This window comes from uncultured Citricoccus sp. (assembly GCF_937871995.1).
Classification (GTDB): Bacteria; Actinomycetota; Actinomycetes; order Actinomycetales; family Micrococcaceae; genus Citricoccus.
Map to the genome: position 1 here is coordinate 23,794 of NZ_CALMQR010000134.1, position 26,639 is coordinate 50,432.

Consider the following 26,639-nt stretch of genomic DNA (forward strand, 5'->3'; position numbering starts at 1 on the left):
GTCCAGCAGACGGACACGGGGCTTGAACAGTGGCACGCCCGTGCCGGGACCGGATGACCGGCGCGCCCGCGCCACCGGTACCGTCCCCGCAGGCCTGCGGCTAGCGTGGGTCCATGAGCCAGCACGCCGAGCAGCGCCCCTCCTCCTCGTCCGACCCCTCCGACCAGGACCTCCCCGACTCGCCCCTCGGCCTGTCCCTGCCGGACGGCGCCGGCCGCAGGGTGCTCGTCACCGGTGCCACCGGCTACGTGGGAGGGCGACTGGTCCCGGAACTGCTCGCCGCCGGGTTCACCGTGCGGGCCACGGCCCGGCACCTGGACGACCTGGCCTCGCGGGACTGGTTCGACGCCGTCGAACGGGCCGAGGCGGACCTGCAGGAACCCGATCAGGTCCGCGAGGCCATGCGGGACGTGCACACCGTGCTGTACCTCGTCCACTCCATGGGCAGGGGCGATGACTTCATCGACCGTGAACGGCTCATCGCCGAGACGGTGGCACAGGCCGCGGCCGACGCCGGCGTCCAGCAGGTCGTCTTCCTCGGCGGCCTGCACCCGGACAAGCCCCTGGAGGACCTCTCCGACCACATGCGCTCGCGAGAGCAGGTCTCCCGGATCCTGCTGGCGGGCACCGTCCCGGCCCTGGTGTTCGAGGCCGGGGTCATCATCGGTTCCGGGTCCGTGTCCTTCGAGATGATCCGGCACCTCACGGAGCGGCTGCCGGTGATGCCCGGCCCGAAGTGGCTGGACAACCGGATCGAGCCGATCGCCATCCGGGACGTGCTCTACTACCTCGCCCACGCCTGCGCCCTGAGCGCGCCGGTCAATCGCGCCTTCGACATCGGCTGCGGGACGAGCCAGCCGTTCAAGACGATGATGTCCGACTACGCGGAGGTGGCCGGGCTGTCCAAGCGCACCATCTTCGCCACGCGGCTGCCTGCGCCGCGGCTCTCCGGGTTCTGGATCGGCATGGTCACCCCCATCCCGCGGGGGATCGCGATGCCCCTGGCAGCGTCCATGGCCGAGGACGCGGTCACCGAGGAGCACGACATCGCGGCCCTGATCCCGGACCCGCCCGGCGGTCTCACGCCCTACCGCGAGGCCTGCCGGCGCGCCATCGCCCGCCAGCTCGCCGGGGACGTCCCGGCCACGTGGGACGACGACGTCCTGGCCGTGCGGGACCCCGCCGAACCACTGCCCTCCGATCCGGAGTGGGCCGGCCACACGGTGTTCACCGATGTCCGCCAGCGCGACGGTGAGGCCTCACCCCACGCGGTCTGGCGCGCCATCGAGGCGATCGGGGGGACCACCGGGTGGTACTCGACGCCGGTGCTGTGGCGGATCCGCGGGGTGATGGACCAGGTGCTGGGCGGCTACGGGATGGCCCGCGGCCGGCGTGACCCGGGCCAGCTGAAGGTGAACGACCACGTGGACTGGTGGCGCGTCGAGGCGATCGAGCCGGGCCGGCTGCTGACGCTGCGGGCCGAGATGAAGACGGGTGGACGGGCCTGGCTGCAGCTGGGCGTCGAGGCGCGGGAGGGCGGTGGGTCGAGGTACCGCCAGCGCGCCGTGTTCATCCCGCAGGGGATCCTGGGACGGCTCTACTGGCGGGCCATCCTGCCGTTCCACGCGCTCGTCTTCCCGGCCATGGCGAGGAACATCCTGGCCGCCGCCCAGGAGATGGACGATCAGAGCATGACCCCGCGGTCCAAGGCGGTCGAGGTGGCCGCGTAGGCCAGCTCGGCCCGCTCCACGGTGTGCTCGAGGGAGACCATGGACTTCAGTCCGCGCACGTTCGGGCGGCCACCGGTGGGCAGGACGTGGACGGTGACGCCGTCCGGGACGTGTTCCAGTGCGTGCGTGAAGCTGTGGCGGCGGGAGATGGCCAGGGAGACCCGCAGGGTGTCGAGCATCGACGTCGGGACGGTGAGCTCCCGGTCCAGCTGGCCCGCCTGCAGCACGTAGATGGTGGTGGCGCCGCGGCGCACCGCCTGGCCCAGCGGCACCGAGGCGACCAGGCCGCCGTCGAGGTAGTGCTCGCCGGCGATCTGCGTGGGAGGCAGGAGGCCGGGCACCGTGGAGGAGGCGACGACGGCCGGCACCAGCAGGCCGGAGTCGAACGCCTGCTCGCAGGCGCGTTCGATCGAGGTGGCGACCGTGATGAAGGGCAGCTCGAGGTGCTCGATCCGGGCGTCGTGGGGAAAGTGCATGCTGACCAGGTCCCAGAGCGGCTGCGCGGAGAGGGTGTGGGTCCGGCCCCGCAGCACCCGTCCGGCCTGGCTGAGCCAGGACTGTCCGTAGATGGCGCGCGCCTCGTCCGTCTGCCACATCTCGAGGAGTTCGTGCGCCACGTCGGGGTGGGGGTTGCGGGCGACAACGGCACCGTTGAGGGCTCCGACCGAGGTCCCCACGATCATGTCCGGGGTGATGTCCCGCTCCAGCAGGGCGCGCAACTGCCCCACGTGCACGGCGCCGCGCACGCCACCGCCGGCCAGCACGAAGGCCGTCACCGGTCTGTTGTTCTCCACGCCGTCATGGTAGACCGCCCACACGAGGTGACGTCACCGCTGGTGGCTGGACGGCGTCCGCGGGGTGAACGGCTCGTGCCGGGCCGACCGGGCGGTCCGTGGGCAGGGTCCGCCCTGCCGGGTCAGCCCGCGGGGTTCAACTGTTCCGCGGCGGCCCGGCGGTGCTCCTCGACGCCGGTGTCGAGGGCGAAGATGCCGTAGGCGACGGGGCTGGCGGCGATCAATTCGGCACAGTGCGCGGCCAGCCGTGGCCACACCCGGCCACCGCGTTCCGTGTAGCGCTGGAGCGTCACCGCGAAGGCCTCCGGTGGGGCCGAGGCGTGATGGAAGGCGAAGTCCCGGGCGGGGTCGTCCACGGCCGCCGTCGTCCAGTCCAGGACCGCCGTGATGCGCTCGTCCACCACGAGCGTGTGCGCGGGGTAGACCTCCCCGTGGGTGAGGACCGACCACTGCGGCCAGTAGCTGTCCTCGTCCAGCCAGGCTCCCCACCGGTCCCGGAGGTCCGGTGCCACCTCGAACGCGGCGAGGACCCGGTCGATGTCCGTCCGCCACGCCTGGCGCACCTCGGCCGGACCCCGGGTCCGCACCCCGGCGCCGGCGGCCTCGTCCGGGTCGATGCCGTGCAGTTCGGCCAGGAAGTCCCCGAGGGACCGGGCGTAGCGCAGCGAGGCCGTGTCCAGGTGCCAGACCGGGGTGCCGTCGTCGTCGAGGGTGAGCCCGGGCTCGCCGCGCAGCAGCGGATAGGCGATCAGGTCCGGTGTGCTGATCCGCCAGTCCGGGACGGCCGGGGTCAGGTGAGGGGCCACCAGGCGCAGGGTCACGGCCTCGTCCCGGGCCCGGGCGGTGGCGTCCGGGCGGCGGGGGATCCGCAGCACCCAGTCCTGGCCGGCGGTGTCCCGGGCGATCGCCACGCGGAAGTCCAGGCCCATCTCGTTGACCCGGATCGGGCCGTCGTCGAGCAACAGTCCGGCCGAGGCCGCCAGGGCACGGATCGCGGTCCCGGTCATCGCCGAGGGGTCGTCGGTGGCCATCGGCCCAGTCTAGGATCACACCCGTCTCTCGTGCTGAGCAGGATCGGAGATGCGCCGCCGGGCGGGCGGCGGGGAAGCTGGAGCCACCCATTCAGAGGGCTGACGCGGCGGTCCACCCAGAACCGGCCCGGCCCCGACCGGCACCCGCCGAGCACAGGAGCATGATCATGAGCAAGAACCTGGCGACCTACATCTCGCTGCCCGGCACCACAGCGGAGGCCTTCGAGCACTGGCACGAGGTCTTCGGGGGCGAGCTGGAGATCATGCGCTACGGGGACATGCCGGCCATGGAGGGCATGCCCTTCACACCGGACCCGCAGTCCGTGGCGCACGTCACCCTGAGCCTGCCCGGGGGCGAGCTCGCGGGCGGTGACGTCATGGACGAGAAGGAGTACCCGCTGCGGGACACCGCGTACTCACTGCTCTACACGCTGGAGAGCACCCAGGAGGCCGAGTCGGTCATCCAGCGGCTCGTGGACGGCGGTGGCTCCGTGGGCATGCCCTTCGAACGGGCCCCGTGGGGTGGCTGGTACGGACAGGTCTTCGACCGCTACGGGGTGATGTGGGCGTTCAGCGTGGACGGTGAGGCGCCCCAGGCCTGAACCCGTCACGTGGCCCGGGCCCGGACCGGCCTCAGTGCGTGGGCCCGCCGGCCCCTCCGGCGCCGGGGCGCGGGTCCCGGTCGGCGCGACGGTGGCCGGCGAGCGCGGCACGGAGGTCGCCCTCCTCGTGCTCGCCCGTGCCCTCGCCGGTGGCGGTTCCCCTGCCGAACGGCAGGACCTTGAGCAGCGGGTGCAGGATCGCCATGATCACCAGGCCCCAGGCCAGGCCGAGGATGGCCGAGCAGATCGTGTTCACCAGCCAGGCCAGGAACCCGCCGACCACGGGAAGGCCCGCGAACGGGGATTCCAGCACGTGGACCAGGTCGTAGGGTGCGTGCCAGCCGAGGTCATACGCGCCCTGGAGCATGATGTGGCCACCGACCCAGAGCATGGCGATGGTGCCGATGAAGGTGATGAAGCCGAGGACGGCCGGCATGCCCTGGACCAGCAACCTGCCGAACCGCTGGGTGCCGGGAGAGTCCTTGGTGGTCAGGTGCAGACCGATGTCGTCCATCTTGACGATCAGCCCCACCGCGCCGTAGACGAGCACGGTGATGGCGATCGCCACGACCACCAGGATCAGGGCGCGGACCCACAGGGACTCGTCGGCCACCTCATTCATGGAGATGACCATGATCTCGCAGGACAGGATGAAGTCGGTGGTGATGGCGCCCTTGATCACCTTGTCCTCGGCCGCGGGGCCCCGTTCGACGGCCGGGGTCTCCTCGGTGCCGTGGTGACCGCGCACCTTGTGCCAGACCTTCTCCGCGCCCTCGTAGCACAGGTACGTCCCGCCCAGCATGAGGATGAACGGGATGAGCCAGGGGATGAACGCACTGATCAGCAACAGGGCGGGCAGGATGACCAGCAGCTTGTTGCGCAGCGAGCCCCAGAAGATCCTCTTGATCATGGGCAGCTCGCGGGACGGGTCCGCCCCGGAGACGTACTGCGGGGTGACCGCGGCGTCGTCGATCACGACGCCCGCGGCCTTCGTGCTCGCCTTGGCGGCACCGGCCGCGACGTCGTCCACGGAGGCGGCCGCGATGCGGGCCAGTGCCGCGACGTCGTCCAGCAGGGCGACGAGGCCGCCGCTCACCGGGTGCCCCCGTCCTGGGAGGGCTGGCCGGGGCGGCGGTCATGGACACGGGTCTCGCTCGTGATCGGCATGTCCCGAGCATACGACGGCGACCGTCCAGGCGGGTGCGGAACGGTCGTCCCCCGAGGGGGCCGGTCCTCCCGCGGGGACCATTCCTCCCCGCGGGGCGCGGCCTGCTCCCGCGGCCGCGCCCGGCGGGGGGCGGAGCGGGCTCAGACGTCGCGGCGGATGAGCTCCTCCAGCGGGGTGGGGGAGAGCAGGTAGGGCGCGACCTCGAGCACGGTGAACGCACCGGTCCTGCCCTCGGCCCGCAGGCGGGCGGCGGCCCGCCCGTAGGCCACCTGGGAGGCGGCGGTGAAGTCGGGATTGCTGCCGAGCTCGAGGGCGAACTCGATCGAGCTGCGGGACCCGCCGAGGTCCCCGGAGGTGATGACGTGCCCGCCGTGCGGCATGCCCTGGTGGTCGCGCTCGAACTCCTCCTCGGTGATGAAGTTCACGGTGGTGCGGTACGGGGCGAAGTAGTCCGGCATGGTGGTGACGGCCTCGGTGATCGCCGCGTGGTCGGTCTCGTCGGCCACCACGTAGCACTCCCGCACGTGCGCGGAGGCGCCGGTGATCTCGGCGCCCCGGCCGGCCCTGGCCTCCTCGATCGCCTCCTGGCTGGGGATCGTGTACTGCACGGCGCGCCGGACGCCGGGCACGCGCCGGACGGCGTCCGAATGGCCCTGGGACAGGCCCTTGCCCCAGAAGGTGTTCTGCTGGGCATCCGGGAACAGGGCATCGGCCAGGGTCCGGTTCAGCGAGAACAGTCCGGGATCCCAGCCCGTGGAGACCATCGCCACGTGGCCGCCCTCGCGGGAGGCCGCGTCCATGGCCCGGTAGTGGTCCGGGACGAGCTGGTGGTTGTCATAGGTGTCCACCGTGGTGAAGTGCCGCGCGTAGCCGGTGGCCTGCTCGGGGATGTCCGTGGCGCTGCCCAGGCACAGGAACAGCACGTCGACCTCGTCCGCGTGCTCGGCGGCACTGGCCGCCGGCAGGACCGGGGTGTCCGTGTCCAGGCCGCTGCGCCGGGAGAAGATCCCGACCAGGTCCATGTCCGGCTGGAGCCGCACGAGCCTCTCCACGCTTTGGCCGAGGTTGCCGTACCCGACGATGGCGGCCCTGATGGTCATGTGCTGTCCTCTTTCCACGATTTCCACGATTTCCACGATTTCCACGATTTCCACGATGTGCTGCGGTGGCGGTGCCGCGTCCGTTCCGGCCGGCCCGGCCGGGGGACCGCGGCGCCCGCGATCCCCGACATCCTAGGCCGGGGGTGACGCCGCCGCGGGCGAGGGACCGTCTCGTCGTCTCGCGTGACGGGGCCTTGCTAGACTGGGGCCACGGCGCCGTCGAGGCCGTCCGGGTCGGGGGTGTCCGCCGTCGGCCGGGGACGGGACCTGCGCGCCGAGCATCCGATTCCATGGACGCGAAACCGGCAGAGGACTTCCCATGGACAGAACCATGGAGGAGTACCCATGCCCGCGAGCCCACGCCCCGATATGCCTGTCGACGCTGCCGCTGAGGCAACCGGTGACGCACCCGGCGCCGCACCCGCCGAGGTGACCGGTGGCCGGGCCCGCCGGCACGCCGGCGACGTGCCCGCGGCCCCGGGCGGCCGTCCCGCCCTCGTCGGCCGGCGCGTCTTCTCGTCGCCGATGCAGCGCCGGGTGGCCTATGCCGTGGTCTTCGAGGCCCTGGCGATCGTGTTCACCACCCTGATCCTGGCCGCCCTGGGCAACCCGGCCGGCTCCAGCGCCGTCGTCGGGGTGGTGTCCTCGGTCGTCGCCCTGCTGTGGAACATGCTGTTCAACACCCTGTTCGAGTGGTGGGAGCGTCGCTCCGGGCACACCGGCAGGCCCCTGTGGATGCGCCTGCTGCACACGTTCCTGTTCGAGGCCGGGCTCGTGGTGGTCCTCGTCCCGGCGGTGGCGCTGATCCTCCAGGTCGGCCTCTGGGAGGCGTTCCTCTACGAACTGGCGCTGATCATCTTCTTCCTGGTCTACAACGCCGTCTACGCCTGGTGCTTCGACCGCATCTTCGGCCTGCCCGACTCCGCGCAGTAGCCCCGTACGGGGAACCGGGTTGCCGCGGCGATCTCAGGCCTAGACGGCCGGCAGGCCCAGGAAGTCCCGGATCGCGGGGATCTCGCCGCGTGCCTGGGCCAGCCCCGCCTCGTGGGAGGCGCGCAGCCTGGCCACGTTCCGCTCCCCGTTCGAGACCGGCATCCGCTCCGGGACGAAGAGGTAGGCCTTGCCCTGGCGCTCGAGGTCGAAGAGCCGCTCCCGGGTCTGGTTGTACCGCGTCCACCGCGTCAGCAGCGCCTCGGCGATCGCGGGGTGCCTGCGGAAGTAACGCAGGTAGAACCGGGGGAAGCGTTCGGGACCCTTCACGTAGTCCCGTTCGCGGGTGAGCACCGCCAGGAACCGCTCGTGCCCGGCCTCCTCGGCCGCCGACACCGGGATGCCGCCGTCCGGGCCCAGCGCGCCGTCCACGTAGGTCCGGCCGTCCAGGTGCACCGGGGGCATGAGCACGGGCATGGTGGACGACGCGCGGACGCGCACCATGAGGTCCTGGATCGCCGGGGTGTCCTGGCGCCCCCACCACACCTGCTCACCGGACTCGGCGTCGAAGGCCCCGATGCGGACGGTGGCCGGGTTGGCGCAGTAGGTCTCCCAGTCGTACGGCAGCGCCTGGTCCGGCAGCCCGGTCTCCTCATAGATGTACTTCGCGTTGAACAGCCCGTCGCCCCGCACGAACGTCCTCCAGTTGCCGAACTTCGGGTCGGCCGCGAAGTCGACGAAGGAGTGCCGTGCCCGCCAGGCGTCCCGGGCGAGGTAATTCGCGGTGTTGGAGGACCCCGCCGAGATCCCGGCCACGAAGTCCAGGTGGATCCCGGCCTCCAGTAGGGCCACCACCATGGCCGAGGTGTAGGAGGCCCGCATGCCGCCGCCCTCGAAGAGCAGTGCGGTGTCGGTGACGTTGCTGCGCAGTTCCACGCCGACAGCCTAAACGGCTAGGTTTGAACGCATGGCAACCACAGCATTCAAGTCCACCCCCGTCAGCACCGTCGGCGAACTCCCCGTCGTCGGGTCCTCCGCCCCCGCCTTCGAGCTCACCGGTTCCGACCTGTCGCCCGTCTCGCTCGAGTCGCTGGCCGGCCGCACCGTCATCCTGAACGTCTTCCCCTCGCTGGACACCGGCGTGTGCGCCGCCTCCGTCCGGACGTTCAACGAACTGGCCGCCGGGCTCCAGGACACCACCGTGGTGGCCGTCTCGGCCGACCTGCCGTTCGCCGCGGGCCGGTTCTGCTCCGCGGAGGGCATCGACAACGTCGTCACCGGTTCCGTGTTCCGCTCCAGCTTCGGCCAGGACTACGGCGTGACCCAGGCCGATGGACCCATGGCGGGGCTGCTGGCCCGTGCGGTCATCGTGATCGACCCCCAGGGCACCGTGACGTACACCGAGGTGGTCCCGGAGATCACCACCGAGCCGGACTACGACGCGGCGATCGCCGCCGCCCGCGCCTGACCGGAGCACGGTGAACGACCCCTCCGACCCCCGGGATCCCGGCCGCGACGCAGCCGGGATCCCGCCCTACCCAGGCCGGCCCCCCGTCGTCGGGCCGGTCTTCCCCGTGCCCGGGCAGTACCCGGCCCAGGGCGCGCACCCTCCGCACGGGCACCACGCCGGTACCCACCAGCACGTCCCGTACGGGCAGTACCCGCACCAGCAGTTCCCCTCCGGCCGGCCGCCCCGCCGCCCCCGCCGCGGTGCGTACCGCCTGATCATCGCCACCGGGGTCACGGGGGCCCTCATCCTCGCGGGCGGGGTCACCGTGCTGACCGTCCAGGAGATCCGGGACATCGTCGCGGTCCAGGAGGGGGAGACGGCCCGGCCCGCCGCGGAGGGGGAGCCCCTGGGGGAGACGCTGCGGCATGCCCACGAGGGCATCCGGGTGGACTGGGCGGCCGGCCCGAACCTCGACGAGGCCGGGCTGGACCAGGGCCGGAAGGTCACCGAGGCACCAGGCGTGCTGATGGTGGACACCCGGCTCATGTCCGGCATCGGCACCGGCACCGGGATCGTGCTCAGCGGGGAGGGACTGGCCATCACGAACTACCACGTGGTCGAGGACGCCTCGGAGGTCACCGTGACCGTGGCGGACACCGGTGAGACCTACGACGCCGCCGTGCTCGGGCGCGATTCCCTGCACGATGTCGCCGTCCTCCAGATCGAGGACGCCCCGGACCTGCCCACGGCGTCGATCGACCCGGAGGTGCCGCGACTGGGGGACCGTTCGGCGGCCGTCGGCAACGGCGGAGGACAGCGGTTCCTCACGGCGGTGACCGGTGAGGTCACCGCACTGGGCGAGTCCATCGTCGCCTCCTCCGGCGTGCCGGACGACTACTCCCGGCTGACGGGCCTGATCGAGACCAGTGCCGACGTCGTGCCGGGGTACTCGGGCGGGCCGCTGGTGGACGGTGACGGCCAGGTGGTGGGCATCACCACCGCCGCCTCCCAGGGCGAGGACGCGGAGGCCGTGGACGGCTACGCCATCCCGGTGGCCACCGCGCTGGAGATCGTGGCCCAGGTCCTGTCCGGGGAGGAGACGGACACCGTCAGCATCGGCGTGGACGGGGCCCTGGGGATCACCGTGCAGACCGAGGACGGGGCCGCGGTGGTCAGGGAGGTGTCCCCGGGCTCCTCCGCCGAACGGCTCGGCCTGCGGGTCGGGGACACGGTGCACGCCGTCGACGGGCACCCGGTGGTCTCGGCGGCCGAGCTGTCCGAGATCGTCAACGACCACAACGTGGGGGACATCGTCTCCGTGCAGTGGACCACCGTGGACGGCCAGGAGCGCGCCGGTGAGGTCGACCTGCAGGCGGCCGTGGTGTACTGACCGCTCAGCCGGCCAGCTCGTCGTCCACGAAGACCCGGCCGGAGACGCGCAGTCCCGCCACCGCCATCACCACGCCGGAGGCGGCCAGCAGGACGAGGACCAGCGTCCAGTCCCCGAGCCCGGCGTGGAGGAAGCCGACGGCCAGGGGCCCCAGCGCCGCCAGGATGTAGCCGAAGGGCTGGACGAATCCGGAGAGCCGGGCGGTGACGTGGGGATCGCGGCTGCGGGCGGGGATGAGCGAGATCGCCGTCGGGAACGCGAAACCGCCGGCGCCCAGCAGCACCGACCACAGCCAGGCACCGGCCACGGGTGCGAGCAGCAGGCCGATGTACCCGGCCGTCGTGAGCAGTCCGAAGCCCAGCATCCATGGTGCGAGCGTGCGGGAGCGCTCGATCACCGTGGGCATGACCAGCCCGCCGATGATGCCCATACCGGCGATGACCGCCGTCAGGGAACCGGCGAGGTTCGCATCCAGGCCGGCGTCCCGGTAGACCTGGGGCATCCAGCCGAACTGCACGTAGGCGTTCATCGCCTGCACGCCGAACAGCACCATGAGGGCGACGGCGGTGGGGGACGAGGCCAGGCTCCGGTCCGGGTGCTCGCGGGGCGGGGCCGTGGGGAAGTCGTGCCCGGTGCGGCGGGCGACGACCAGCCACAGCACCAACGGGACGAGGGCCATCAGTCCCCAGAACCCGAGGGCGTAGCGCCAGCCGTCCGCGGGGTCGCCCAGGGCGCCCGCGAGGCCGGCCATCGGGGCCGCCAGCCCCGAGCCCGCCGAGCCTCCCACGGTCAGGAACATGCTGTAGAGCGTCATCAGGACCACCGTGTGCCGGCGGCCGTGCCGCTTGACCCACGCCGGGACCAGGACGTTGCCGACGGCCATCCCGGCCAGGGCCAGCGCGGTCAGCGGCACGAACGCCCAGACCGAGCCGGAGCCCGGGCGCAGCAGCAGCCCCGCGACCACGAGCACCAGGCTCAGGGCGATGGTCAGGGACAGCCCCGCGCGCCGGCCCATCCGCACCGCGAGCAGTCCCACCACCCCGAACATGAGCCCGGGCAGCGCGGTCAGCACCCCGGCGACGCCGCCGTCGATCCCCAAGGACGCCGAGACCTCGGCCAGGACCGGTCCCAGGGAGGTGGCGCCCGGGCGCAGGTTCGCCGCGATGAACAGCACGGCCAGCACCGCCAGGACGATGCCGACGGTCCCCGGACGCGCGGACCGACCCGTGCCCGCCGCAGGTGCCGGCTGCGGAGCCCGCCCCGCGTCGGCCGGGCTGTCGGGGGCGGTGCGTGCGTCGGCGCCGGGGTCACTACTGGTCATGGACCAGTTCTACACCGTTCGTCGCCGCGGGTCCGGGGGGAGGGGGGACCTCAGACCGTGGCGAACAGCAGCAGGGACACCGCCATCACGGCCATGCCGCCCACCAGGCCGTACATCGCCAGGTGGTGCTTGCCGTACTCCCGGGCCGTGGGCAGCAGCTCGTCCAGGGAGATGAACACCATGATCCCGGCCACCACGGCGAAGGTGATGCCCAGCAGGACGTCGTTCAGGAACGGCATCAGCAGCGCGAAACCGATCAGCGCACCGGCCGGCTCGGCCAGCCCCGAGACGAAGGACCACCGCACGGCCTTGCGGCGGGACCCGGTGGCCTCCCGGACCGGCACCGCCACGGCCACGCCCTCCGGGACGTTGTGCAGCGCGATCGCCAGGGCCACGGGCAGGGCGATCGACAGGTCCGTCAGCCCGGCCACGAAGGTGGCGAAGCCCTCGGGGAAGTTGTGGAGGCTGATCGCCAGCGCGGTCACCGTGCCGGTCCTCATCATCCGCCGGCGCCGGGCGGCCGTGGCCGGGTCGTGGACCTGGCCGGGCTCGTGCGGGTTGATGGGTGCGGGGACGAGGCGGTCGATCACCCCGATCACCACGATGCCCCCGAAGAACGAGGCCACGGCCGCCCAGTGGCCCCCCGTGGGGTCCGTGGCGGCGGTGAGCGACGTCAGCGCCTTGGGCATGATCTCCAGGAAGGACACGTAGAGCATCACGCCCGCCGAGAAGCCCAGGGCCACGGACAGGAACGGGCCGCTGGTGCGCCGCGGCAGCACGGAGATGAGCCCGCCGATGCCCGTGCACAACCCGGCGAGCACGGTGAGCCCCAGTGCCAGCCAGAAGTTCTCCACGCCGAGCCGTTCCTTGCGTCCGTGTCCTGCAGGGTCGTGCCCCCCCCCGTGCACCCCGGCGTCCGCCGAATGCCACTGGTGCCGGGGGATGCACCGAGTGTAGGGGCGGCGGAACGGGCCTCAGTACGCTGTCCCCATGATGACGACGCCGGACCCGGCAGGTGGTCCCGCCGGCGCCGGCCCGCCGCCGGACGCCCGTCCGGTGTCCGAGGGTGGCTGGCGGGACGTCCTGGCCCTGGCCGCCTCGCGCGGGGCCTGCGTGCAGCTGTCCGTGATCCACCGCGGGGTCATCGTCCTGGACGGGGCGGTCCGCTGCCACCCGGACGCCCTGGGGTGGTTGTTCTCGGCCTCCAAGCCCTTCACGTCCCTGCTGGTCCACCGGCTGGCGGGCCGGGGCGTGCTGGACCTGGATGCCGCGGTGGGGGAGTACTGGCCCGAGTTCGGGACCGGTGGGGACGGCTCCAAGGCCGGCACGACCGTCCGGGACGTGCTCACCCACCGCGCGGCCGCCCCCACGGCGGGGCCGTACCCGGCGGCGGTGCTGGCCATGCACCGCCTCGAGGCCTCGCTCGAGCGGGTGGCCCGCGGCCGACGCCGGGACCACCGCTATCCGGGCCTGTCCGCCTACCAGCCACTGGACTTCGGGTTCATCCTGGCCGAGGTGGCCCGCCGGGCCACCGGCCGTCCGTGGCCGCAGCTGCTGCACGACCTGGTGCTGGGCCCCGCCGGACTGCATGACGTCCACCCCGGGGTGCCGGACGACCAGCTGCACCGGTGCCTGCCCTTCGACGGCTCGCACCGGGCCCTGCCGGGCGGACCGGTGGTCGCGGCCATCGTCAACCGGCGGTCCGTGCGCCAGGCACGGATCCCGGCGGCGGGGATCTCGACGACGGCCCGCCAGCTCGCCCTGTTCTACCGCGACCTGCTCTCCGCCCCGGAACGGGAGGCACTGTGCGCACCCAGTTCGGACGGCGGCCGTGACGCCTGGACCCGGCTGCCCACCCGGTGGGGGACCGGGATCCAGCTCGGCGGCACCGGTGCATGGTGTCCGCTGGGGGCCACCAGCACCGTGCGGTCCTTCGGGCACAACGGTTCGGACGTGTGCCTGGGCTGGGCGGATCCCGACCTGGACCTCGCGGTCGGCCTCGTCACCGACCGGGCCAGCGGCCACCCCGCGGACAAGAGGCTGCTCGTGCGGGTCTCGGACGCGATCCGCGCCGCCGCCCGCCGGTGCTGACCGGCGTTCCGGTACTGACCGGCGCGCGTGGTTCGGGGCCGTCCCGAGACGCAGCCTCTCTCCGGACCGGGCCCTCCTCAGGACCGGGCCCATCCCCAGGACCAGGGCCATCCGATAGGTTCGGCAGGACGGGATCGCCGACCCGGCCGGGGCCCTCATCGTCGTCTCATCGTCGACTCATCCCCGTCTCATACCGGTCCCGCAGGATATTCACAGGATCTTCCAAGGACAGGAACAGACGTGATGACGCACCAGGAGCCGGCGCAGCAGGCGCACACTCCCCGACCCACCGGTCGATCCAGGCGATCCACGCACGGGCGGCGCGCCGTCGTCGTCGGCTCCGGACCCAACGGGCTGACCGCCGCCGCGGTGCTGGCCCGCGCGGGCTGGGAGGTCGACGTCTACGAGCGGCACACGGCCCCGGGCGGTGCCTCCGCCTCCGCCGACGTGCTCGGCCCGGGGACCATCGTGGACCTCGGGGCGGCGGGCCATCCCTTCGGTGTCGCCAGCCCCGTGTTCCGGGACCTGGACCTGGGCGCACACGGCCTCGAATGGCTGCACAGTGACTACCCGATGGCACACCCGCTGGACGGCCGTCCGGCGGCGATCCTGCACCGTACCCTCGAGGCCACGGCCGCCGGACTCGGTCAGGACGGCACGGCGTGGACCCGGCTGCACGCCCCGCTCGTGAAGGACATCGACGCGCACCTGGAGAACATCCTCGGCCCGTCACTGGTGCGCGTGCCGCGGCACCCGGTCAGCATGGCCCGCTTCGGGATCCGGGCCCTCTGGCCCGCGGGCGCCGTCGGCCGGGCCATCTTCCGGGACGAGACGGCGAGGTCCCTGTTCGCGAGTTCCTCGATCCACGCCATCCTGCCGCCCACCCACCTGTTCACGGCCGCGTTCGGCCTGATCTTCGGTGCCCTGGGCATGACCCGCGGGTGGCCCGTGGCCAAGGGCGGCTCCGGTGCCATCACGGCGGCGCTCGCCTCCGTCCTGGCTGCTCACGGTGGGCGCATCCACCTGGACCACGAGGTCACCGACCTGCGCGAGTTCCCGGACGCGGACGCGATCCTGCTCGACCTCACGCCCCGGCAGCTGCTCGCCCTCGACGGGGCGGACCTCAGTGACCGCTATGCCGCGCACCTGCGGCGCTGGCGCTACGGGACAGGGGTCTCGAAGGTGGACTACCTGCTCGACGGGCCGATCCCGTGGACCGACTCCCGGGTGGCCGGCGCCGGTACCGTCCACGTGACCGGCACGCTGGCCGAGCTGGAGCACGCCGAGCGCGAGGCCAAGGCCGGCCGGATGCCGGACAGGCCGTTCGTCATGGTCTGCCAGCAGCAGGCGGGGGACCCGTCCCGGGCCACCGGCCCGGCCGCCGGGAAGACGGTGGTGTGGACCTACGCCCACGTCCCCGGTGGGTACGACGCCCCGGTCGAGCACCTGATCGCCGAACAGATCGAACGCTTCGCCCCGGGTTTCCGGGACCGGATCGTCCACCGGGTGGCCACCACCCCCTCGGCCCTCCAGTCCTGGAACCCCAACCTCATCGGCGGGGACGTGGCCGGCGGATCCATGGGCGGGCTGCAGCAGGTGCTGCGACCGGCCCCCGTGCTCAGCCCCCACCGCACCGGCACACCGGGGCTGTACCTGGCCTCCTCGTCCACCCCGCCCGGAGGCGGGGTGCACGGCATGGCCGGACTGCACGCCGCCCGGGCCGCCCTGGCCGACGCGGCGCGGGGCCGCACCCGGCGTCACACGCACCCCCGCACCCCTCGAGAGGACAGACCATGACAGACGACCCCACCCGTCCGACGTCGCTGCCGGGGGTGCTGACCGCCCCCGCAGCGACGGAGCGGGACCTCTGGGCGCTGGCCGCGGGAGCCGCCCTGGCCGCCGTGCTGCTCTCCCCGGTGCGCCACTACTTCAACGGCAGGGACAAGGCCGAGGAGGACTCCTTCCCGCTCTCGACCTATCCGATGTTCTCGGACCACCGCAAGGACCGGACCCGCATCCCGCACGTGACCGGGTTCACCACCGAGGGTGAGCGGATCGTCCCGCACTACAGCCACTTCGGCGCCGGCGGGCTGAACCAGGTCCGCAAACAGGTCACCCGCATGGTCCGCCAGGGCCGCGCGGTGGAGGTCGCCCAGCGCTACGCCGATGCCCTGGCCGCCCAGGGTGAGCGGCCCGTGCCGCGCGGAGGGGGCCCCGGTGCCGTCCGCCGCCGCCGCGAATCCGGCATCGTCCGCGTCGAGGTCGTGCGCTCGCGGTACTTCTTCGACACCTACTACGCGGGCAACACCACCCCGCAGGTCGAGACCGTCCACGCCCGCGCGGACGTCGGAGGCACGGCCGTCGAGGTCGCCGAGACCCGCACCGACCCCACCCAGGACCCGCAGGGACCGCCCACCGGGCCGATGGCCCGATCCGGGCTCGGCAATACGCCACCCGCCCCCATCGGCCAGGGGAACACGCCGGCCGACTACCGCACCGAGCACACCGTCCAGGCCGCACCGCGCACCGTGCGGGCCCCCGCGCAGGAGACCACCCGATGACCCTCGTCCAGACCCTCGTCGACCACCTCCGCCCGGCGGCCCAACCCGTGCGCCCGGCCGTGCTGCGCCTGGCCACCGGCACGTTCTCCGCGGTGCACAACATCCGCCGGCGTCCCATGTTCCGCAGGCTCCACCGCCAGGACGAGACGCAGTTCACCCCTGTCGGGGTGGTCAGGGTGCTGAGGAGGCCTTTGCCGCCGACGGTGGCGGACGCCCTCTTCGACACCGCCCAGGCGGTCAACATCGCGGCGACGCTGGGGATCGGCCACCGGGTGACCGGTCCGCTGAACGCGGCGCTGCAGTTGTGGACCATCACCTACCGCAACTCCTGGACGATGCTGCTGCACAACGACAACATGATGACGATGCACCAGATGGTCCTGGGAACCACCCGCTCCGCCGACGCCCTGAGCGTCGACGCCCTGGTCCGTGACCGCACCCTGCTCCCGCAGCGCTTCGACCGGGCCTACGGCGCGGTCCCGACCGTGCTGAACATCGCCACCTGCGCCGTCTACTTCATCTCCGGCGTGGCGAAGGTCCGGGGCCCCCTCGGGATGAGGTGGGCACAGGGCGACGTACTGCGCGGCCAGATCGCCGTGGACGGACTGCGCAAGGACCTCTTCGGCTCCGCCAGGACCGAGGCCGGTTCCGCGCTGTACCGGCAGAAGGGACTGTTCACCCTTCTCGCCGCCGTCTCCCTGACCGTGGAGCTCGGGGCGCCGCTGTCGCTCGTGCACCGCAGGCTCGGCCAGGCGTTCGCCCTCGGGGCGTGGGGCATGCACGTGGGGATCCGGATCGTCATGGGCATCAGGTTCACGTACAACGTCTCCGGGATCTCCTACCTGCCGTACGTCCCGGCGGGGCCCCAAATGCCCCGGTGAGAGCCCGCTTGTGAACCGCCGATGAAGTCTTGAAAACAGCATGTTTCCGCTGGTGGCCGCCAAGTTACGGGATGGTAACGATCCGGTCGGCGGCCGACTATTCAATGGTGCTTTTACATGTTGCGGGACTAATGTCTTGCACACCTTGTGGTGTCGCTCACTACCGGCCGGGGAGGGGAAACCGGATTTCGGCCGGAGACCGGCCCTCCACCCCAGACGGGTCGGATCGGGAGCACAGCACGCCTCGCACCTGTCTGAATGGAGACGCTTTGATGAAGTACACAAAGCTTTCTGCCGCAGCCGCCCTCCTGGCCGGCTCCGCGCTCGTCCTGTCCGCCTGCGCGCCGGGCGGCCCGGCCGAGAACTCTGACACCGGCTCCGCCGCCCCCGAGGGCAACGGCGAGGTCGCGACCGGCGACTTCGGGGAGAAGTACACCGTCGAACCCGCCGACACCGGACTGGCGGACCTCGGGGAGATCGAGACCCAGGACGGCTCCATCGCCTACTCGGTGGGCGAGGACGAGTTCATCTCCTACAACTCCATGACGCCGGAGACCTACTCGACCTACAACTCGGCGGTCACCGAGCGGCTCATCTCCACCTTCGCCTACTTCGGCACCGACGGACAGATCTACCAGAACGAGGAGTACGGCACCTACGAGAAGGTCTCCGATGACCCGCTGACGGTGAAGTACACCATCAACGAGGAGGCCGTGTGGTCGGACGGGACCCCCGTCACCGCCGCCGACTACATCCTCAAGTGGGGCGTCGAGAACCCGCGCATCACCACCGGTTCGGGCGAGGAGGCGGCGCCGCTGTTCAATGCCATCTCGCAGTCCTTCGGCGAGTACGTCAGCGAGGCGCCGGAGGGTGATCCCGCCGGCAAGGAATTCACCATCACCTTCAAGGAGCCCTACGCCGACTGGCCGATCCTCGTGGACACCGCCCTGCCGGCCCACGTGGTCGCCGAGGAGTCCGGCATGGGCATGGACGCCATGCTCGAGGCCGTCCGGAACGAGGACGCGAAGGCCCTGGCCCCCGCCGCCGAGTTCTGGAACACCGGCTGGAACACCTCCCCGGGCACCCTTCCGGACGAGTCGATCGCCCCCTCCAACGGCCCCTACACGTTCAAGAGCTGGGAGCCGGGCCAGTCCATCACCCTGACGGCCAACGAGAACTACTGGGGCACCCCGCCGGCCACCAAGGAACTGGTCATCCGCTTCGCGGCCGCCGACACCCACGTCCAGGCCCTCGCCAACGGTGACCTGAACGTCATCGAGCCGCAGGCCACCGTGGACACCCTGTCCCAGCTGGAGGACCTGGGCGACCAGATCGTCATCCAGACCGGTGCCTCCCTGACCTGGGAGCACCTGGACTTCAACTTCATGGACGGCTCGCCGTTCGCGGACAACCTCGAACTGCGCAAGGCCTTCGCCATGTGCGTGCCGCGCCAGCAGATCGTGGACAACCTGATCAAGCCGGTCGACCCCGAGGCCGTGGTCATGAACGCCCGCGAGGTGTTCCCGTTCCAGGACACCTACCAGGAGGTCGTGGACGCCGCTTATGACGGCAGCTATGACGAGGTCGACGTCGAGGGCGCCAAGAAGATCGTCGAGGCCGAGGGCGCCGAGGGCACCAAGGTCCGCATCGGCTACTCGGCCCCGAACCCGCGCCGCTCCGATACCGTGGCCGCCATCAAGTCCTCCTGTGACGAGGCCGGCTTCGTGATCGAGGACGTGGGCTCCGCCGACTTCTTCGACAAGACCATGCCGCAGGGTGACTACGAGGTCGCGCTGTTCGCCTGGGCCGGCTCCGGCCAGATCGCCTCGGGCCGCAACATCTACCACTCCACCGGTCAGCAGAACTACGGCAAGTTCTCCAACAAGGAGGTCGACGCCGCCTGGGACACCCTGGCCGGATCCGTCGACCCCGCCGTGCACGCCGAGCAGGTGAAGGTCATCGAGAAGGGCCTGTGGGACAACCTGTTCGGCATCCCGCTGTACGCGCACCCGGGCGTCGTGGCGCACTCGGCGGACGTGGCCAACGTCCGCGACACCGCCACCCAGTCCGGGGCCGTCTGGAACGCCCAGCAGTGGGTCCGCGCCGAGTGACCCTCGGCTGACCCCCACGGGGATGATCCATGACCACTGCTGAGGCCCGGCCATCATCCGGCCGGGCCTCAGCCGTGCTCCCCACGACCGGCCGGACCCGGCGGGTCCGGCCGTGTCGGGGGAGCGGCCCGTGGTGTGATCATGACCACGTCCACGACACCCTTGGTACGGAAGGCAACGTTCAGTTGTGCTGAAATTCATCCTCAGGCGCTTCGGCAGCTCGTTCCTGGTGCTCCTCGGAGCCTCGGTGCTGCTCTACGTGCTCACCATCAACTCCGGCGATCCCCTGGCCGACCTGCGCGAGTCCAACGCGGAGAACCGCGACTACCTCATGCAGCAGCGCACCCAGTTCATGAACCTGGACATGCCCTGGTACCAGCGGTACTGGACCTGGCTCACCGGCGTGGGCCAGTGCTTCATCGGCCAGTGTGAGCTCGGCACCAACCGCCAGGGCCAGGAGGTCGTCGACCTGCTCGGGCTGGCCGCCGCCTCGACCCTGCGCCTGGTCGTGCTGGCCACGGTGATCGCCATGGTCTTCGGCATCGTCATCGGCATCCTGACCGCCATCCGCCAGTACTCCGGCATGGACTACGCGGTCACCTTCCTGACGTTCCTGTTCTTCTCGCTGCCGGTCTTCTGGGCGGCCGTGCTGCTCAAGGAGTACCTGGCCATCGGGTTCAACGACTGGATGGCGGACCCGGGCTTCACCTGGCCCGCGGCGATCGTCGCCGGACTGCTGCTCGGGGTGGTCCTGCAGGCCGTACTGGCCGGTCCGGCCAGGCGCCGCCTCTTCACCTTCCTGGGCGCCTTCCTCTTCACCGTCCTGGCCATCCCGTACCTGGACTGGCTGAACTTCGCCCAGTACCCGCAATTGGGCCCGGTCGTCATCGCGCTCGTCGGGGCCGCGGCCGCCGTCGGGGCCACCGCGCTGGGCGCCGGCCTGCAGAACCGCCGCGTGCTGTACGCGGGGCTGGTGACCGCCGCCCTGGGCGTCGTGTCCTATTACGCCACCTACACCCTGCTGTGGGACCCGACCTGGACGACCCTGCTCGTCCTGGCGGTCGTGCTGGTCATCGTGGCGGTCGCCGTGGGTCGCCTGATGGGCGGGTTCTCCAAGGGCGCGGCCACCATCGTGTCCCTCTTCACGGCCGGGGTCATGGGCCTGCTGATCATCGTGGAGCACCTCTTCCGCGCCTGGCCGGGATACCTCGAGATCGTGGGGCGGCCGATCTCCACCATCGGCTCGCAGACCCCGAACTTCTCCGGCACCTTCTGGGAGGACTTCCTGGACAAGGGGACCCAGCTGCTGCTGCCCACCATCCTGCTGGCCCTGGTCTCCCTGGCGACCTACTCGCGCTACACCCGCGCGTCCATGCTCGAGGTCAGCCAGCAGGACTACATCCGCACCGCCCGTGCCAAGGGGCTCGGCGAGCGGCAGGTCATCCTCAAGCACGCCTTCCGCAACTCGCTGATCCCGATCACCACGATCATGGCCTTCGACTTCGCGGCCCTGATCGGCGGTGCCGTCATCACGGAACGGGTCTTCGGCTGGAAGGGCATGGGCGAGATGTTCGCCACCGGACTGGACCAGGTGGACCCCGCGCCGGTGATGGCCTTCTTCCTGGTCACCGGCACGGCCGCGGTGCTGTTCAACCTGCTGGCCGACATCCTGTACGCGGTCCTCGACCCCCGGATCCGGGTGTGAGCGGCATGCGCAACGACACCGACCCCCGCAACGAGCAGGACCCGAAGACCATGGACGAGAACCCGTCACGAACCGCCACGACCCTGCGGGACGGCACCGGCCCCTCCCAGCAGGCCGTCGACATGGCCAACCTCGCCGAGGTCGAGGACGCGAAGCTGCGGCAGAAGACCGGCAAGTCCTACAGCCAGGGCCAGATGGTCCTGCGCAAGTTCCGGAACCACAGGGCCGCCATGCCCTCGGCCGTGTTCCTGGTCCTGATCTTCATCCTCGCGTTCAGCTCGATCGGCTGGGCCGGGATCCCCGGCTGGTGGGACAAGAGCTACCTGACCTCGTCCACGGTGGTCGACGGCGGCGCCCCCACCCTGTCCCTGGTCCCGCAGTGGCTGGGCGGGGAGGGCATCCGCTGGGGCGAGCACCCGTTCGGCCAGGACAACACGGGCAAGGACTACTTCGCCCTGGTCATGCGCGGCACCCAGCAGTCCCTGATCATCGCGCTGGTGGTCGGCCTGGTCTCCACCGTGATCGGTGCGACCATCGGTGCCATCGCCGGGTACTTCCGCGGGTGGATCGACTCCCTGCTGATGCGCCTGACCGACCTGATCATCGTGATCCCGCTGCTGGTGCTGGCCGCCGTGCTGGGCCGGATGACCTCCAGCCTCGATGCCGGCATCATCCCCCTGGCGGTCGTGCTGGGACTGGTCACCTGGACCTCCCTGGCCCGGCTGGTGCGCGGTGAGGTGCTGTCCCTGCGCGAGAAGGAGTTCGTGGCGGCCTCGGTGGCCATGGGAGCCCACCCGGCCCGCGTGATCGGCCGGCACCTGCTCCCGAACACCATCGGCGTGATCGTCGTCAACGCCACCTTCGCGATCGCCTCGGCCATCCTGCTGGAGACCTCGCTGTCCTTCCTGGGCTTCGGCGTCCAGGCCCCCGAGTCCTCGCTGGGCCTGCTGATCAGCCAGTACCAGAACGCCTTCACCACCCGTCCGTGGCTGTTCTGGTGGCCCGGCATGCTCATCCTGGCCATCGCCCTGTCCGTGAACTTCCTGGGCGACGGCCTGCGCGACGCGTTCGACCCCCGCCAGGGCGCGCGCACGGCGCGGAGGAACCGCCGCCTGGGCACCTTCGGCATCTCCGGTCGGGACAAGGCCCTCGACCGGGCCGCCACGGAGACCAGCGCCGGAGCCGGCGGCCGGGACGTGCCCGCCACCGGGGCGCTGAGGCCGACGACGACCTCCGCGGAACTGCGCGACGAGATCCACTCGGACGATGAGCCGCACGGGGGGCCCCGCCGGCACGGGGACCGCCGGAAGGGCAGGAACCGCCCGGACGGAGACCACCCGGGCGGAGACCGCCCGGACGAGCACCGTCGTGACGACCAGGAACCGAGAGACTGAGGAGGGGAGAGGCCATGGGCATCTTCGGACGCAAGAACCGTGAAGGGACCGCCGACGTGGTGGACGAGGCTCCCGGGCCGGGCTCGCACGCGGCCCGGCCGACGTCGGGCTCATCCCCGGCCACCGGCTCGCTGGGGGTGGTCCAGCGCCACCCGGACCGCGACGGCAGGCCGATCCTGTCCTTCCAGGACGTCTCGGTGACCTTCGACACGGAGTTCGGCCAGGTCGAGGCGGTCAAGGGGGTCAGCTTCGACATCAAGCCGGGTGAGGTCGTCGCCCTGGTCGGTGAGTCGGGCTCGGGCAAGTCGGTCACCTCGGCCACCGCCATGGGCCTGCTGCCGAACAACGCGAACGTCTCCGGCACGGTGATGCTGGGCGACCGCGACGTCACCGCACTGGACGCCTCCGGACTGCGCCGGATCCGTGGCCGCCATGCCGCCATGGTCTTCCAGGAGCCGATGACCGCGCTGAACCCCGTGCTGACCGTGGGTGACCAGCTCACCGAGGCGCTGAACCTGCACGGGATCGCCTTCGGCACCGAGGCGGACCGCCGGGCCGCGGAGCTGCTGGAGATGGTCGGGATCCAGGACGCGAAGAACCGGCTGCGGCAGTACCCGCACCAGTTCTCCGGAGGCCAGCGCCAGCGCATCGTCATCGCCATGGCGATCAGCTGCTCGCCCGAGGTGATCATCGCCGACGAACCGACCACCGCACTCGACGTCACGGTCCAGGCCGAGATCCTCGAGCTGTTGCGCTCGCTCAAGGACCAGCTGAACACCGGCATCCTGCTCATCACGCACAACATGGGCGTGGTGGCGGACATGGCCGATCGCGTCTGCGTGATGCTGCGCGGCGAGCTGGTGGAGTCCGGCGAGGTCCACCAGGTCATGCAGAACCCCCAGCACCCATACACGCAACGGCTGCTGGCGTCCGTGCCGCGGCTCGGTGCCGAGCTGGAGGTCGCCGAACCGGAGCCGGTCACCGAGACCCAGTCGAGGGTCAGCTATGCCATCGAGGCCGAGGGGATGTGCATCGAGTACGACCACCGCGGCAAGAAGAACCGCGTGGTGCACGACATCGACTTCACGGTGTCCCCGGGGGAGATCCTCGGGCTGGTGGGGGAGTCCGGTTCGGGCAAGTCCACGATCGCCAAGGCCGTCCTGGGGCTGCTGCCCGTGGCCCAGGGCTCGTTGAGGATCCGCGGGGAGGACCTGACCCGGATGGCCGGTGGCGAGGCCCGCCGGATGCGCAAGCGCATCGGAGTCGTCTTCCAGGACCCCGCGGCCTCCCTGGACCCGCGCTTCCCGATCGGTGACGTCATCACCGAACCGATGGTCATCCACAAGGTGGGCAACAGGGCGTCGCAGATGCAGCGGGCCTACGAGCTGCTGGACGCCGTCAAGCTCCCGCGCTCGGTGGTCAACCGGTACCCGCACGAGCTCTCCGGTGGTCAGCGTCAGCGCATCTCCATCGCCCGGGCGCTCACCCTGGACCCCGAGGTGCTGATCGCGGACGAGCCGACCTCGGCCCTGGACGTGTCCGTGCAGGCCGCCGTGCTCGACATGTTCGCCGAGCTGCAGTCCCGGTACGAGTTCGCCTGCCTGTTCGTCTCGCACGACCTGGCCGTGGTGGACATGCTGGCCCACCGGGTGCTGGTCCTCAAGGACGGCCGCCAGGTGGAACAGGGCCCCACCGCCGAGGTGCTGCACCACCCGGCCGAGGACTACACGAAGCGCCTGCTGGCGGCCGCCCCGGCCCCGGACCCGGACGAGCAGCTGGCCAAGCGGACCGAGCGGCGCCAGCTGCTGCAGTCCCTGGGCGAGACCCCCTACTGAGGACGGCGGACGGGAGCGCTTGCCGGCGTCCCGTACAATCGGACGGGGCCTGTAGACGGCTTTGCCGGCAGCCCCGTACCTTCCGCCGTCCTCGATGAACAGGCACCTCTATGACTGAAACCCTCACCCAGCGCACCGATCTCCGCAACGTCGCCATCGTGGCCCACGTCGACCACGGCAAGACCACCCTGGTGGATGCGATGCTGCGCCAGGCCGGCGCCTTCTCCAGCCACGGTGAGGTGGAGGACCGGGTGATGGACTCCGGTGAGCTCGAACGCGAGAAGGGCATCACCATCCTGGCCAAGAACACCACCGTGTTCTACTCCGGTCCCGCGGCCAAGGGCGAGATGGTGACCTTCAACGTCATCGACACCCCCGGCCACGCCGACTTCGGCGGTGAGGTCGAGCGCGGGCTGTCCATGGTGGACGGCGTCGTGCTCCTGGTGGACTCCTCCGAGGGACCGCTGCCCCAGACCCGCTTCGTGCTCCGCAAGGCCCTGGCCGCCAAGCTGCCCGTCATCCTCGTGGTCAACAAGACCGACCGTCCGGACGCGCGCATCGACGGCGTCGTCTCCGACTCCATGGACCTGCTGCTGGGCCTGGCCTCGGACCTGGCCGACGAGGTCGAGGACCTGGACCTGGACTCCGTGCTGAACCTGCCGATCGTCTACGCCTCCGGCAAGGCCGGCAGGGCCTCCCTCGAGCAGCCGGCGGACGGCCAGCTGCCGGACAGCGAGGACCTGGAGCCGCTGTTCGCGACCATCCTGGAGCACATCCCGGCCCCGACCTACACGCCCGGTGAGGTGCTGCAGGCCCACGTCACGAACCTGGACGCCTCTCCCTTCCTGGGCCGCCTGGCCCTGCTGCGCATCTTCAACGGCACCCTGAAGAAGGGCCAGCAGGTGGCCTGGGCGCGTCAGGACGGGCAGCTGAAGACGGTGAAGATCACCGAGCTGCTCGGCACCAAGGGGTTGTCCCGCGAGCCGATCGAGTCGGCGGGCCCGGGGGAGATCGTGGCCGTCGCCGGCATCGAGGACATCATGATCGGCGAGACCCTCACCGATCCGGAGAACCCGAAGCCGTTGCCGCTGATCACGGTGGACGACCCGGCGATCTCGATGACCGTCGGCATCAACACCTCCCCGCTGGCGGGCAGGGTGAAGAACGCCAAGGTCACCGCCCGCCAGGTCAAGGACCGCCTCGACGCCGAGCTGGTCGGCAACGTCTCGCTGAAGGTCCTGCCCACCGAGCGTCCCGACGCCTGGGAGGTCCAGGGCCGCGGTGAGCTGGCGCTGGCCATCCTGGTGGAGCAGATGCGCCGCGAGGGCTTCGAGCTGACCGTCGGCAAGCCCCAGGTGGTCACCAAGACCATCGACGGCAAGGTCCACGAGCCGATGGAACTGATGACCATCGACACCCCGGAGGAGTTCATGGGCGCCATCACCCAGCTGATGGCCGCCCGCAAGGGCCGGATGACCGAGATGTCCAACCACGGCACCGGCTGGATCCGGATGGAGTTCAACGTCCCCGCCCGCGGCCTGATCGGCTTCCGCACCCAGTTCCTCACGGACACCCGCGGGGCCGGCATCGCCTCCTCCATCGCCAACGGCTACGAGCCCTGGGCCGGCCCGATCGAGTACCGCACCAACGGCTCGCTGGTGGCCGACCGCTCGGGCACCGCCACCCCGTTCGCGATGATCAACCTGCAGGAACGCGGCACGTTCTTCATCCAGCCCGGTTCCGAGGTGTACGAGGGCATGATCGTCGGCGAGAACTCGCGCGCCGATGACATGGACGTGAACATCACCAAGGAGAAGAAGCTCACGAACATGCGTGCGGCCTCCTCGGACTCCTTCGAGGGGCTGACCCCGCCGCGCAGGCTGACCCTCGAGGAGTCGCTCGAGTTCGCCCGCGAGGACGAGTGCGTGGAGATCACCCCCGAGGACATCCGCATCCGCAAGGTGATCCTGGACGCCAACGAGCGGAACAAGGCCAACCGCGCCCGTGCCCGCGCCTGAGGCGCCCCGGCGCAACACCCCGACACCGGACGGTCCCGGCCGGCACAACGACGCCCCGTCCGCGGTCATGGCCCCCTGGCGCGCCGCGCTGGGTGCGGTCCTGGTCGGGGCGGGCGTCGGGGTCCTGGGCACCGTGCTGCACACGCACTTCGCCTGGCTGGGTGAGACCGTCCTGCCGTGGGGAGCCGTCCTCGCGCTGGTGCTGGCCGCGTCCGCGCAGCTGTGGTGGACGCTGCGCTGCTCGGTCGCGTGGGCCGGTGGCGTGAGCGCCATCGTGGCCTTCACCACCGCGCTGGGGCTGTCCGCCTGGCCGGGACTGGACACCTTCGCGGTGGCCCTGACCGAGTACACGTTGCGCGTGGTCCCGGGCCCGGCGGTTTCCGGCGCGGTCTGGCTGTGGGGCCTGCCCGTGGTGGCCGTGCTCACGATGCTCGTGGCCCAGCCGCTCCTGCGGGTGCCCGCGTCACGGGACTAGACTGTCCGCAGAAACCTCTCGTCCGGCACGCCGCGTGGTGCCCGGACCCGAA

The 26,639-nt window shown here is 71.3% G+C and carries 22 protein-coding genes; 15 read left to right on the forward strand and 7 right to left on the reverse strand.

Annotation, left to right across the window (positions count from 1 at the left end; all coding sequences use genetic code 11):
* The first annotated feature begins 113 nt into the window (after positions 1 to 113).
* Complete coding sequence (locus tag Q0283_RS15825) at positions 114 to 1,730, forward strand: SDR family oxidoreductase (protein WP_298045522.1); 1,617 nt, start codon at positions 114 to 116, stop codon at positions 1,728 to 1,730.
* On the opposite strand, the gene Q0283_RS15830 is transcribed toward Q0283_RS15825, so the two are convergent.
* A complete protein-coding gene (locus Q0283_RS15830; RefSeq protein WP_298045523.1) occupies positions 1,685 to 2,524 on the reverse strand; it encodes a patatin-like phospholipase family protein in 840 nt (279 codons plus the stop codon). The two genes, Q0283_RS15825 and Q0283_RS15830, sit on opposite strands and share 46 nt — an antisense overlap.
* Positions 2,525 to 2,646: 122 nt before the next feature.
* Entirely contained in the window at positions 2,647 to 3,555 is a 909-nt protein-coding gene (locus Q0283_RS15835) for a macrolide 2'-phosphotransferase (RefSeq protein WP_298045524.1), read from the reverse strand.
* A gap of 167 nt (positions 3,556 to 3,722) precedes the next feature.
* On the opposite strand from Q0283_RS15835, the gene Q0283_RS15840 reads away from it, so the two are divergent.
* A complete protein-coding gene (locus tag Q0283_RS15840) occupies positions 3,723 to 4,157 on the forward strand; it encodes a VOC family protein (RefSeq protein WP_298045525.1) in 435 nt (144 codons plus the stop codon).
* 31 nt (positions 4,158 to 4,188) lie between these two features.
* Here Q0283_RS15840 and Q0283_RS15845 read toward each other — a convergent pair whose 3' ends face one another.
* Together Q0283_RS15845 and Q0283_RS15850 are read right to left on the reverse strand one after the other, a co-directional pair.
* A complete protein-coding gene (locus tag Q0283_RS15845; protein ID WP_298045527.1) occupies positions 4,189 to 5,253 on the reverse strand; it encodes a DUF808 domain-containing protein in 1,065 nt (354 codons plus the stop codon).
* A gap of 212 nt (positions 5,254 to 5,465) precedes the next feature.
* Entirely contained in the window at positions 5,466 to 6,425 is a 960-nt protein-coding gene (locus Q0283_RS15850; RefSeq protein WP_298045528.1) for a diaminopimelate dehydrogenase, read from the reverse strand.
* Positions 6,426 to 6,770: 345 nt separating this feature from the next.
* Between Q0283_RS15850 and Q0283_RS15855 the strand changes: the two genes are divergently transcribed.
* Positions 6,771 to 7,358, forward strand: coding sequence for a PACE efflux transporter (locus Q0283_RS15855; RefSeq protein ID WP_298045529.1), 588 nt, complete (start codon positions 6,771 to 6,773; stop codon positions 7,356 to 7,358).
* Positions 7,359 to 7,397: 39 nt separating this feature from the next.
* Here the strand turns inward: Q0283_RS15855 and Q0283_RS15860 are convergent, their stop codons facing one another.
* Positions 7,398 to 8,291: a patatin family protein gene (locus tag Q0283_RS15860; protein ID WP_183527129.1), complete on the reverse strand. Its 894-nt coding sequence runs from the start codon at positions 8,289 to 8,291 to the stop codon at positions 7,398 to 7,400.
* A gap of 31 nt (positions 8,292 to 8,322) precedes the next feature.
* Between Q0283_RS15860 and tpx the strand changes: the two genes are divergently transcribed.
* Positions 8,323 to 8,823, forward strand: a complete 501-nt coding sequence (tpx, locus tag Q0283_RS15865) for a thiol peroxidase (RefSeq protein WP_298045530.1) — start codon at positions 8,323 to 8,325, stop codon at positions 8,821 to 8,823.
* Positions 8,824 to 8,833: 10 nt separating this feature from the next.
* On the forward strand, positions 8,834 to 10,195 hold the full coding sequence (locus Q0283_RS15870) for a S1C family serine protease (protein WP_298045531.1): 1,362 nt from the start codon (positions 8,834 to 8,836) through the stop codon (positions 10,193 to 10,195).
* A 4-nt stretch (positions 10,196 to 10,199) separates the two neighbouring features.
* On the opposite strand, the gene Q0283_RS15875 is transcribed toward Q0283_RS15870, so the two are convergent.
* Positions 10,200 to 11,516, reverse strand: a complete 1,317-nt coding sequence (locus Q0283_RS15875; RefSeq protein ID WP_298045533.1) for an MFS transporter — start codon at positions 11,514 to 11,516, stop codon at positions 10,200 to 10,202.
* 50 nt (positions 11,517 to 11,566) lie between these two features.
* The gene (gene zupT / locus Q0283_RS15880) at positions 11,567 to 12,370 is read right to left on the reverse strand and encodes a zinc transporter ZupT (protein ID WP_183527117.1); all 804 of its coding nucleotides are present in this window, start codon (positions 12,368 to 12,370) and stop codon (positions 11,567 to 11,569) included.
* Between the two features lie 136 nt (positions 12,371 to 12,506).
* Between zupT and Q0283_RS15885 the strand changes: the two genes are divergently transcribed.
* From Q0283_RS15885 to Q0283_RS15930, 10 genes are all read left to right on the forward strand, one after another.
* A complete protein-coding gene (locus Q0283_RS15885) occupies positions 12,507 to 13,607 on the forward strand; it encodes a serine hydrolase (protein WP_298045537.1) in 1,101 nt (366 codons plus the stop codon).
* Positions 13,608 to 13,850: 243 nt separating this feature from the next.
* The gene (locus Q0283_RS15890) at positions 13,851 to 15,404 is read left to right on the forward strand and encodes an NAD(P)/FAD-dependent oxidoreductase (protein ID WP_298045581.1); all 1,554 of its coding nucleotides are present in this window, start codon (positions 13,851 to 13,853) and stop codon (positions 15,402 to 15,404) included.
* Complete coding sequence (locus Q0283_RS15895) at positions 15,401 to 16,168, forward strand: hypothetical protein (protein WP_298045538.1); 768 nt, start codon at positions 15,401 to 15,403, stop codon at positions 16,166 to 16,168. Before Q0283_RS15890 ends, Q0283_RS15895 begins: the two co-directional genes overlap by 4 nt.
* Positions 16,165 to 17,049, forward strand: coding sequence for a hypothetical protein (locus Q0283_RS15900; RefSeq protein WP_298045540.1), 885 nt, complete (start codon positions 16,165 to 16,167; stop codon positions 17,047 to 17,049). The genes Q0283_RS15895 and Q0283_RS15900 overlap by 4 nt, the downstream gene beginning before the upstream one ends.
* 272 nt (positions 17,050 to 17,321) lie before the next feature.
* On the forward strand, positions 17,322 to 19,160 hold the full coding sequence (locus Q0283_RS15905) for an ABC transporter family substrate-binding protein (protein ID WP_298045541.1): 1,839 nt from the start codon (positions 17,322 to 17,324) through the stop codon (positions 19,158 to 19,160).
* 187 nt (positions 19,161 to 19,347) lie between these two features.
* The gene (locus Q0283_RS15910; protein WP_183527099.1) at positions 19,348 to 20,865 is read left to right on the forward strand and encodes an ABC transporter permease; all 1,518 of its coding nucleotides are present in this window, start codon (positions 19,348 to 19,350) and stop codon (positions 20,863 to 20,865) included.
* A gap of 5 nt (positions 20,866 to 20,870) precedes the next feature.
* Complete coding sequence (locus Q0283_RS15915; RefSeq protein WP_324590045.1) at positions 20,871 to 22,259, forward strand: ABC transporter permease; 1,389 nt, start codon at positions 20,871 to 20,873, stop codon at positions 22,257 to 22,259.
* Between the two features lie 14 nt (positions 22,260 to 22,273).
* Complete coding sequence (locus Q0283_RS15920; RefSeq protein ID WP_298045543.1) at positions 22,274 to 24,094, forward strand: ABC transporter ATP-binding protein; 1,821 nt, start codon at positions 22,274 to 22,276, stop codon at positions 24,092 to 24,094.
* Positions 24,095 to 24,204: 110 nt separating this feature from the next.
* The gene (gene typA / locus Q0283_RS15925; RefSeq protein WP_298045545.1) at positions 24,205 to 26,112 is read left to right on the forward strand and encodes a translational GTPase TypA; all 1,908 of its coding nucleotides are present in this window, start codon (positions 24,205 to 24,207) and stop codon (positions 26,110 to 26,112) included.
* Entirely contained in the window at positions 26,099 to 26,587 is a 489-nt protein-coding gene (locus tag Q0283_RS15930) for a hypothetical protein (RefSeq protein ID WP_298045546.1), read from the forward strand. Before typA ends, Q0283_RS15930 begins: the two co-directional genes overlap by 14 nt.
* Positions 26,588 to 26,639: the final 52 nt, after the last annotated feature.